At 40.3% G+C, this 9,909-nt stretch carries 10 protein-coding genes; 5 read left to right on the top strand and 5 right to left on the bottom strand.

The window, feature by feature from the left end:
• Window positions 1-114: 114 nt before the first annotated feature.
• Window positions 115-639 carry a class I SAM-dependent methyltransferase gene (locus ACUVXA_RS10890; protein ID WP_445871286.1) on the top strand — a complete coding sequence of 175 codons (525 nt, stop codon included), beginning with the start codon at window positions 115-117 and terminating at the stop codon, window positions 637-639.
• A gap of 182 nt (window positions 640-821) precedes the next feature.
• On the opposite strand, the gene ACUVXA_RS10895 is transcribed toward ACUVXA_RS10890, so the two are convergent.
• On the bottom strand, window positions 822-1,625 hold the full coding sequence (locus ACUVXA_RS10895; RefSeq protein WP_445871287.1) for an enoyl-CoA hydratase/isomerase family protein: 804 nt from the start codon (window positions 1,623-1,625) through the stop codon (window positions 822-824).
• A 368-nt stretch (window positions 1,626-1,993) separates the two neighbouring features.
• Here ACUVXA_RS10895 and ACUVXA_RS10900 point away from each other — a divergent pair, with 368 nt between their 5' ends.
• Genes ACUVXA_RS10900 through ACUVXA_RS10915 form a run of 4 tightly spaced genes read left to right on the top strand, consistent with a single transcriptional unit; the run spans window position 1,994 to window position 4,215 of the window.
• Window positions 1,994-2,593 carry a hypothetical protein gene (locus tag ACUVXA_RS10900; RefSeq protein ID WP_445871288.1) on the top strand — a complete coding sequence of 200 codons (600 nt, stop codon included), beginning with the start codon at window positions 1,994-1,996 and terminating at the stop codon, window positions 2,591-2,593.
• A complete protein-coding gene (locus ACUVXA_RS10905) occupies window positions 2,593-3,126 on the top strand; it encodes a V4R domain-containing protein (protein ID WP_445871289.1) in 534 nt (177 codons plus the stop codon). The genes ACUVXA_RS10900 and ACUVXA_RS10905 overlap by 1 nt, the downstream gene beginning before the upstream one ends.
• A 42-nt stretch (window positions 3,127-3,168) precedes the next feature.
• Complete coding sequence (locus tag ACUVXA_RS10910) at window positions 3,169-3,747, top strand: MaoC family dehydratase (protein ID WP_445871290.1); 579 nt, start codon at window positions 3,169-3,171, stop codon at window positions 3,745-3,747.
• 30 nt (window positions 3,748-3,777) lie between these two features.
• A complete protein-coding gene (locus tag ACUVXA_RS10915; protein ID WP_445871291.1) occupies window positions 3,778-4,215 on the top strand; it encodes a MaoC family dehydratase in 438 nt (145 codons plus the stop codon).
• A 45-nt stretch (window positions 4,216-4,260) separates the two neighbouring features.
• Here the strand turns inward: ACUVXA_RS10915 and ACUVXA_RS10920 are convergent, their stop codons facing one another.
• From ACUVXA_RS10920 to ACUVXA_RS10935, 4 genes are all read right to left on the bottom strand, one after another.
• Window positions 4,261-5,283, bottom strand: coding sequence for an NAD(P)H-dependent flavin oxidoreductase (locus ACUVXA_RS10920; RefSeq protein WP_445871292.1), 1,023 nt, complete (start codon window positions 5,281-5,283; stop codon window positions 4,261-4,263).
• A 127-nt stretch (window positions 5,284-5,410) separates the two neighbouring features.
• On the bottom strand, window positions 5,411-6,856 hold the full coding sequence (locus ACUVXA_RS10925; RefSeq protein ID WP_445871293.1) for an acetate--CoA ligase family protein: 1,446 nt from the start codon (window positions 6,854-6,856) through the stop codon (window positions 5,411-5,413).
• A gap of 313 nt (window positions 6,857-7,169) precedes the next feature.
• The gene (locus ACUVXA_RS10930) at window positions 7,170-8,198 is read right to left on the bottom strand and encodes an NAD(P)H-dependent flavin oxidoreductase (protein ID WP_445871294.1); all 1,029 of its coding nucleotides are present in this window, start codon (window positions 8,196-8,198) and stop codon (window positions 7,170-7,172) included.
• A 41-nt stretch (window positions 8,199-8,239) separates the two neighbouring features.
• A complete protein-coding gene (locus ACUVXA_RS10935; RefSeq protein WP_445871295.1) occupies window positions 8,240-9,799 on the bottom strand; it encodes a class I adenylate-forming enzyme family protein in 1,560 nt (519 codons plus the stop codon).
• Window positions 9,800-9,909 lie beyond the last annotated feature (110 nt).

Below are 9,909 nucleotides of genomic sequence, written 5' to 3' on the forward strand. Positions count from 1 at the left end.
TCTGGAAGTGTCCTAGATGGGTAAGTTTCGGACAACGGTGAGAAGCCCAATTACGGATACGTTGCTCTCAAACCTTTCCTAGGAGTTACCACTATAGGTGTAATTGGGTTAATCGTGGCTTTAGCAGGTTTTTTCATAGATTGGTCATTAAGCTGGGTTTTAATGCTCATTGGTATACCAGTGGCTTTTGTAGGATTGTATATCGGAGCTTCCTATATACCAATGCATTATTTGTTGCTTAGGCCTCGATACTTTAGCAATATGTGGAAACAGATTGCGGAAAATGAGAGTGTTAAGGGTGACGAATATCTTCTGGATGCAGGTTGCGGTACAGGTTCGGTTGCTATTAATTGGGCTAAGATTTTGGATAAAGGAAAAGTGGTAGGCATTGACATATATGGTGGAATGAGCGGGAATTCCCCCGACCAGGCTTATAGAAACGCAGAACTAGAGGGCGTTATCAATAGAATAGAATTCAAAAATGGGAACATTTTAGAGATTCCCTACCCCGATAACACCTTTGACATAGTAACTGCGGGTTCCGTGCTGCATGAGCTGCGCGATGAGGAGGAGAAAATCAAAGCCCTAAAGGAAATAAAGCGGGTTTTAAAGTCCGGTGGAAAATTCATAACCGTTTAACTTCTAAGAAATTTCAAAATGTTTCTAGCCATGCTATTCTTCGCATTCGTCTGGAAGCCTAAACAGTATTGGACTAACCTTCTAGAAAAAACAGGTTTTAAAAATTTGAAAATTGAAGAGTATCAACGATATATAAATTACGCCATGTATATTGCCCAGAAGTGAAAAGGAGAATTTTAATATCATTTTCCTTTAAATCTGGGCTTCCTTTTTTCAAAGAAGGCTAGAGCAGCTTCCATGTGGTCTTCGGATGCGTATAACTTGGCTTGATAGCGAATCTCCTGTTTTAACATTTCACTGAAGAGTTCGCCGTATCCTTCGTGGATGAGCCTCTTGGCCATACCTATGGCTAAAGGTGCACTCTCAGCTAGTTTTTTTGCCAGTGCCTTCACTGTAGGCATTAGTTCCTCGTGGGGGACAACTTTGTTCACTAGTCCTATTCGCTCCGCCTCCTTGGCATCAATTCTATCCCCTGTGAATATCAGTTCTTTGGCCTTGTGTATTCCAAGGATTCTGGGTAGTATGAAGCAACCATTCATATCCGGTAGTATTCCCATTCTTACAAAGAATTCTCCGAAGCTCGCATTTTCGGAGGCTATTATAATGTCGCAGTTGATGCAGAGATTCATACCAAATCCCACGGCAACCCCATTCACAGCAGCAATGATCGGCTTCTCCACGTTAACTAAATCGTATGGTGATATAAGTAAATCCATTAGTTCCTCGTTTTCCACCATTTTCTTGAAAGACTCCAAAGCCACACCGTCAGCGAAGCTCTTAACATCAGCTCCCGAGCAGAAACCCCTACCAGCACCAGTAATTATTATGGCTCTAACATTCTCATTCTCTTTAGTCTTCATTAAAGCTAATTTGAGGTCTTGGTTCATTTGAGTGTTAAAAGCGTTCAAAACCTCGGGTCGGTTCAAGGTTATTGTTGCTACGCCTTCCTGTACCTCATAGAGAATAGTTTCAAACATTTGTTTCATGGTTTACACCTTTTCTTACGTCTCGTAAAATAGGCTTATATTCTTATGTGACTCAAAGCAATCTTATTAATATCCTTATTTCTACCTTTTCTATTTTTTATGGAGAAGGGCTCATTACACTTTTAGGGACTCTTGAAGAAATTCATAAGTTGGAGAGCAAAATTTTTCCTTCCCTATTAAACCATAGATTTCCTTGTTTGTTCCAGATGGAAAATGGTTTAGTGAAGTCCTCGATTTGGGTAAGTGTTAGGAATAATTATAGCCGTTGTTTAATGTCTGGCAAAGACTTTGAATATGATATAAAGATATATATATTATTTTTCCATTAATTAACTAAGTTAGACTTTCTGGGTTTAGTGGTGTGTGAGATGGTTCAGAACATTGGTGAAGGTGAGTTTCCTCCCTCCTTAGAAAAACTAAATGCGGACTTAAAATCTATTTTAGAAAAAATTGAGATAGACGAAGAAGGGGTAATTTTCTTTGAGGGAATGCGGTACGTCTTCGTTCCTCAACGTTGGCTGATGATTACTTTTATGGAAATCCTCAAGGTTATGGGGGCTTCTATTAAAAACTTCCTTTGGCCTTTTATAAGTATAAGTGGTGCTACGGTTGCGAATCAATTAATAGATCGTGGAGCACCCCCGGAGAATGTTATTGAGGCTTACGCCGAATTTAATAATCCAAGAGGTTGGGGGCTCACAAAGTCGGTCAAAACAGACTTAGAAAAACCAGAGGTTATTATTCAAATGTACAACGATCTCTTTTCCTCTTGGCTAAGAGATAACGTGAAAAATCTTAAAAATCAGTTCCCGTTTTTCGAATCTGCTTGGGGAGCAAATTGGATTGGAGCGGTTCAAAAAGCCATTGAGAGGAAAGGAAGCCAAATACCAAAACTGACATGTAAACAGGTCAAGTTTCTCGCTCTAGGTGACGACTACGATGAATGGATTGTAAAAGGTGAGGAATAATGGATATTAAACAGGAGATTAAAGAATTCCTGCGTTCCCTTAAAATAACTGAGAACGGCTCCCTGTTATATAGAGGCGAAAGAGTGGTTTTTACGCCCAGTGTGCTTATGTCTATAGCTTTTACAGCAGCTCCCTATGAAAAATTCGGCGACACCATGAGAGCTGTCTATAGAAGTAGCATTGTTAAATACGGCAGGGAAATAGCAAAGGAAAACGAGCACCTTGGAATTAGAGGAGTATTTGAATACCTATTAAAATTTTTCAGCACTCTAGGCTGGGGTCGTTCAGAAATCACTGAGTTTAGTGGCTTAAAAATCATCTTCAGAGTCTATTCGTCACTCTATGGAAAAGAGGTGGGCAGCTACCTTAAGCTAAAAGGATTGGAGCCTCAGCCCTCTTGTCCTTTCGGCTACGCTGCTGAGGGAGTCTTAAATTATTTCGCTGAAAAAGAGGGAAAACCCCTGTATGTATCACAAGAAGTCAAATGCGCAGCGAAAGGAGACGAGTTCTGCGAGTTCATCATTATATGTTAAATAGACCTTATTACCTTTTTTAAAAATATAGGAGGAATAGGTGTGGTAAGACTTTCTAAAGAAGCGGAAAATCTAATAAAAAAGTTTCAGAAAACCGAGAAGCAGAAAGAGTTTCAATATGATTTTTTTGTAGATCAAACTAAGTATGAAAGATGGGAAGATGTAGAGATAGGAACCGAAGGCTTCGGAGAAAGAGAGTTTGTTGTTAAGAAAGAAGACATTGATGCCTATGCAGAATGCACCCTAGAAAAAAACCCTGTTTTCATAGATGAAGAAATTGCCAAAAAAACACCCTGGGGCGGACGAATCGCTCCTCCCATGTTCATTACTCCGGTGGTTTTCTGGATTGCTGGTACCGGTTCCGGCAGCTGGATTAGGACACCTGGAGCTATTAATCCTGGACAAAAAATAGAGTTCTATGAACCCGTAAGAGAAGGCGATGTGTTAAAAATCAAGTCCCAAGCCTACGACAAATACCTCAAAAGAGGAAAACGCTACCTAACATACTATTCGGAAATCACGAACCAGAGAAATGAGCTGGTGGCCAAATGGTGGGGAACCCTAATACTTCCGTTCTCAAAGGATGAAGAAGAACACAAAATAACTGGAGCGAAAAAATAATCCCGCATTACGGGAAAGGAGGGAAAATATTTGACTGATAAAGTAAAATTTGAGGATGTAATGCTGGATGATGAATTGCCAATCATAGAAGTAAATGTTACACAAGAATTAATTTCTAGATTCGCCTGTGGCTCACTAGATTTCAATCCGATACACGTAGATCCGATTTGGGCCAGTGAAGTGAACCTTTTTGGTATGGGTAAAACAATTGCTCACGGCCAGTGGACCATTGCTCTTATGACTCAAGTGATTACGAATTGGTGTTATGCTGATGGTGGCAGATTAAAATCCATAGATATTAAACTCATCAGACCGGTTTTCCCGGGAGACACTGTGAAATTTTGCGGAAAGGTGGTGGCTAAGCATCCCAGAACCAAGGAAATGAGTTTTGTGGATTTAGAATTATGGGTAGACAACCAGAATGGGGACAAGGTGGCGGTAGGCAAAGCTCAGGCATATTTACCATAGGATAAAAAGTCGCTATTAGTTGAGATAGATTTAAACCTTAGTTTATTAGGGTAATTCCCACTCTTCTGATTTTCTTTTTAGAATCTCTTCAGCTCCCTTAACTAGATTTTCAATAAGCTCCTTTACTGTTATGATGCGGTCTATGTATCCGCAGGCAAAAGAAAATGGACCTTTAGGACGGGTGCCCAGTGATGGAAATAGCTCAACAATCTCGCTACCCCTACCAATTAGTAACTGTTGTATATATGTTGGATCTACGTCTTTCCAATCAGGATGTTTGAGCATTACTTTTTCCATGGAGATGAGCCATTCCTCTAAGGATACTGTGTCCCTCTTTTTTAGAACTTCTGCGAAGTCTTTTGGAATTGGGGGTGCGAGCAATTCTCTTATAAGGTCGGGGTGGTTTGGTTGTGCTTTTACTATGTTTTCTTTTATTTTATCTGACAGGGGGCATTCTTTTGTGGCCATTAGGGCGGTGCCTAGATAGATTCCGTCAGCACCTAGAAATAAGGCTCCCAGAAAGGTTCGAGGGTCTCCTATGCCTCCGGCAGCAATTATGGGCACGTTTAATTGTGGTGCTGCCCAGGCAATGCTGGTGAAGGTGGGTAACTGTTTAATGTTTTTGAATCCGTAACCGTCCAGTCCTACGAGAACCACTGCGTCTGCTCCCAGTTTTTCCGCATGCTTACAAAACTCTACTGTAGCTCCTTTATGAATCCATGTTATTCCCGATTCATTTATTCGCTCAGCGTACTCATCAGGCCTGAATCCCGCGGTCTCAATTGCAGGAACGTCCTCTTCGAAACAGGCTTCAAACATGCCATCAATGTGTGGACATAAACCTATGGAAATATTCACGGTAAACGGGTTTTTAGTGGCTTTCCTTAATTTTTGAATTTCTTCTCTCAATCCTTCGGGAGTTTTACTAGTTGATGCGGTGAGACAACCTACTGCTCCCGTTTTTGAAACCGCTGCGGCGAATTCCCAAGTGCCTATCCCGGCAAATGCCCCCTCCATGATTGGATATTTACAGTCTAAAAGTTCGGTTAACCTGGTTCTCCAATTCATCTTAAATCACACCCGGATGGTGTTATATTAAAAAATCTGACGCTGATATTTCAGAATAACTATTAACGTTATCTAAAACCATTTATAAGATTTTTTTTAAAACGACAGAAATTTTAGAGCATAAGTTTCAATAGATACCTGTTTCCCTATTGCTTTTTTCTAGAAATTTTCTATATTCGAGTAAAGACATCAGCGTTCTTGCAGCGTCTTGCTCTGTGGAATGGAATGAAATACCTGATTCGTAGAATTTTTTTAGTATATTCGGCATCTCTTCCGTATCGAAAGGTTTGAAAATTGCGCCGAATTCCTTTCCCAGCAATTGTTGTATATTTGTCGCTACCGCCATTGGTTTTTTTATTCTCTTTTGAACATCAACCAAGTTTTCTGCCAATTCTTTATCAATGACAAAGTGAAATACTAGCACCATATCGACATTTTCGTCTCGTCCAGCTATTTCCGTACAGCTGGGATAAATTGTTTTATCATAGGTAACAATTAACCCCATATCTACTGGATTTGAAACGCTAGTACCAAATTCGGGAATTATTTCTGCCATTTTGTTTTTAGTCTCCTCTGAAAGTTCAGCTAGCTCCAATCCCGCTTTTTCACACGCATCAGCAGTGGAAACCGCAGCTCCCCCCGGTGCGCAAATAACAACAACCCTATTACCATTCGGTAGATAAGGATTAATGAAAGCACCCAAGCGTCCAAACAATTCAGACAGATTTTCCACTCTAATTAATCCCGCTTGCTTAAACACCGCATCCCATATTTCCTTATTGCCACAGATTGAGCCAGTGTGTGAACCCGCAGCCTTAGCACCTCCCTTAGTCCATCCAACCTTCCATACTATTATCGGTTTTTTCCTCGAGATTCTCTTCGCTAATCTGAGAAATCTTCTTCCGTCCTCCACGCCCTCCAGATAGCATGCAATTATTTTGGTTTCATGGTCGCTTCCCAAATATTCTAGAAAATCATTCACATCTAAATCACATGAATTTCCTAGACTAATCATTTTGCTAAATCCAAATCCATGGATTTCTCCAGCGAAGGCAACAATGTTGGATAAGGATCCTGACTGGGAGATGAAAGCTACAGGTCCACTTTCTTTAGATAAGCCCGGAAAGAATGAAAGCTTTGTAGAAGGGCAGTAAAATCCCATGCAGTTTGGACCAATTATTCTCAAGTTACCCTTTCGGGCTATCTCAACTAGTTCCCTCTCTCTAAGCCTTCCCTCATTACCCTTCTCTCCATAACCGGACGAAAAAATTATCGCTCCCTTAACGTTTTTCTCAACTGCTTCCTCGATTACTTGGGGCACTTTATCCGGATGCAACGAAATAACTAGAAGGTCTACTGTTTCGTCAATATCTTTGAGGCTGGGATAGCTCTTCAAGCCCATTATAGTTTCCTCATCCGGATTAATGGGGTAGAGTTTTCCTTCGTAGCCGATGTCTATGAAGTTACTGAGAAGAAAGTTACCTAGTCTAAACTTCTTATCACTAACCCCCAATACTGCAATAGAACTCGGATTAAAAAGAGCATTTATTTGAGAAATCAAATCCTTGGGCAAAGTATACCCTCCAGGCGATTAGACACAAAACACATTATTCTTAGCTGAAGATATAAAAATAACGAAAAGATTTTACGTTGAAACCCATTTTTCGCAGATTCTGCGAGGTTATTCTTATGGTTTAACCCTTTTCGGAGTGAAAGGGGGAAATTATGCGGGCTTCTCAAATATAATTAGCATGATTATCAAGAAAGAACTTCAAACAATTTAAGAGAACATCGAACTCTACTATAGAATTCACAAATGTGCGAAAAATGGGTTGAAACAACTCGAAATATTTTATTAAAAAAAGAGTTGTGGGATTAATAATTTCTCACCGGCCTAATTCCCATTGTTCTGTTATTTCTTTTAGAATCTTTTCTGCTCCCTTGACCATGTTTTCGATAAATTCCTTGACGGTAACAATACGATTTATGTAACCACAGGCGAAGGAGAACGGTCCTTTGGGTCGTTCGCCGAGTGATGGAATTAGTTCGGTAGTTTGAGGGTCCTTACTCTTTAGTACTTCTGCTTGCACCCACATTGGATCAATATCTCTCCAATCATGATGTTTGAGCATCACCCTTTCCAAGGCGGGAATCCATTTTTCAAAGGGCATTTTTTCCCTCGCTGCCATAACTTCGATATACTCTTTGGGATTAGGAGGAGCAAGTAATTCTCTTATAAGATCGGGATGATTCGGCTGCGCTTTTATCATATTTTCCTTTACTCTCTCGGATAGAGGACACTCCTTGGTAGCCATCAAAGCAGAACCCAAGTAAACTCCATCAGCTCCCAAGAATAGGGCTCCGAGGAATGTACGAGGATCTCCGATTCCACCAGCAGCAATCAAGGGCACATTTATTTGCGGTGCTACCCAAGCGATACTGGTGAAGGTGGGCATTTGCTTAATGTGTTTGAATCCGTAACCGTCCAGTCCCACGAGAACCACTGCGTCTGCTCCCAATTTTTCCGCATGCTTACAAAACTCTACTGTAGCTCCTTTATGAATCCATGTTATTCCCGATTTCTTGATTCGTTCAGCATACTCGTCGGGCTTGTAAACAGCAGTTTCAATTGCAGGAACGTTTTCTTCAAAACATACCTCAAACATTTCATCAATATGTGGACACATACCTATCGTTATATTCACTGTGAATGGATTTTTGGTAGCTTTCTTTAATTTTTGAATGTCTTCCCTCAATCCGTCGGGAGTTTTACTGGTGGCTGCGGTAAGGCAGCCGTCAGCACCTGCATTGGACACTGCGGCAGCAAACTCCCAAGTGCCAATTCCGCTTAAACCACCCTGCATAATTGGATATTTACAGTTCAAAAGTTCGGTTAGCTTTGTTCTCCACTTCACTAAAAATCACCTCTAAAATAGTCTTAACAGTTGAAAATAGATTAAGCTTTAGGTTCTTCTAGTAATTTTCTTAACTCAGCCTTTTTTATCTTACCTATTGTTGTTCGCGGAAAATTTGTTACAAACTTTACTATTCGGGGCACCTTGTATGGTGCCATTTTTTCCTTGGCATAACTTATAATTTCCTCTTCGGTTGCGCTTCCCGGTTCCTTTAGCATTACGAAGGCTACCACGTTTTCTCCTCTTATTTCGTCGGGAACGCCAAGCACAGCGACATCCACTATCTTTGGATGCGTCCTCAGGAAACCTTCTACCTCAGCTGGGAAGACACTGTAGCCTCCAGCCTTAACCATATCCTTCTTTCTGTCAACAATGAATAAATAGCCATCCTCGTCCAAATAGCCCAAATCTCCTGTATGGAACCAGCCACTGGTGAATACCTCTTTGGTTTTTTCAGGCATATTCCAGTAGCCCTTCATAATTTGTGGGCCCCTGGCCACCACCTCTCCTACCTCTCCGGGAGCTAGTTCTTGGTCGCTTTCATCAAAGATTTTGATCTGTGTACCCCAAGCTGGTTTTCCAGCTGAGCCATGCTTGCGGATGCCGTCTGCATTGTCATTCGTAAGGGTAACACTAGTTTCCGTTAAGCCGTAAAATTCGTAAATTCTGGCGTTAGGAAATGTTGCTTCAACATCATTCCAAAGAGCTTGGGAAGTTGGAGCAGAACCGGTTGTAAATGCTCTCAATGAAGTAACATCGTATTTCTTTGGATCAAATACAAGTAGCAGAAAAGAAAAAACAGTTGGCGCTCCTGTGACACAGGTTATCTTATATTTATCAATAGTCTCTAAAGCCAGAATAGGATTGAATCGTCCCATAAACCACATTGAACTCCCTGATCTTACGATCCCATGCATTAAAGCAGCATATATATATGAATGGGTACTTGGAACTATTACTAAGCATTTATCAAAAGGAGTTAAATTCACACAACTCGTACCATAGGCATATTGAAATAGCATATTGCGGTGGGTTAACATACTCCCTTTGGGCACCCCTGTTGTACCAGAAGTGTAACCCAGAATAGCAATGTCATCTTTATTGCAATTGGTAATGTCTAACTTATCGGATGACTTGTCTAAAAGTTTGTTATAAGATAGGGTTTCTGGTATTATTTCCTCTCCCAACACGATGATGTTCTCTACACATTCTAAGTCAGGTCTTATGCCTTCCACAAACTCTTTGTAATAATCTGTTGAAGTAATAATAATTTTTGATCCACTATTTTCTATAATGTATTTCGCTTCTTCGCTTTTATATAGAGAATCTACGGGAACCGAAACTGCGCCTATCTTCGCGGACGCGTAGTAACTTAGAATAATCTCAGGCCAGTTATATGGTAAATATATAGATACTCTGTCTCCTTTCTGCACACCTAAGTTCTTAAGCCCATTTCCTAATTTGTTTACTATTTTATCAGCCTCTCTATAAGTTATTTCTTCATCTCTTACTATAATAGTTTTCAAAAACAGGTTTTCTGGATAGGTTTTTACTGCATTCTCAAAAGTTAATGCATAATTCAAAATTCTTTCTGAACCCATCTCTCTTCCTACCTTTTTTATATAACTATATTTTATTAACGATATAAATATTATGACTCAAGTTTTGCGGTTTATAAGTAAGATATTAGTTTCTCTTTGTGTCTTATAGA

This window comes from Candidatus Jordarchaeum sp. (assembly GCF_052745115.1).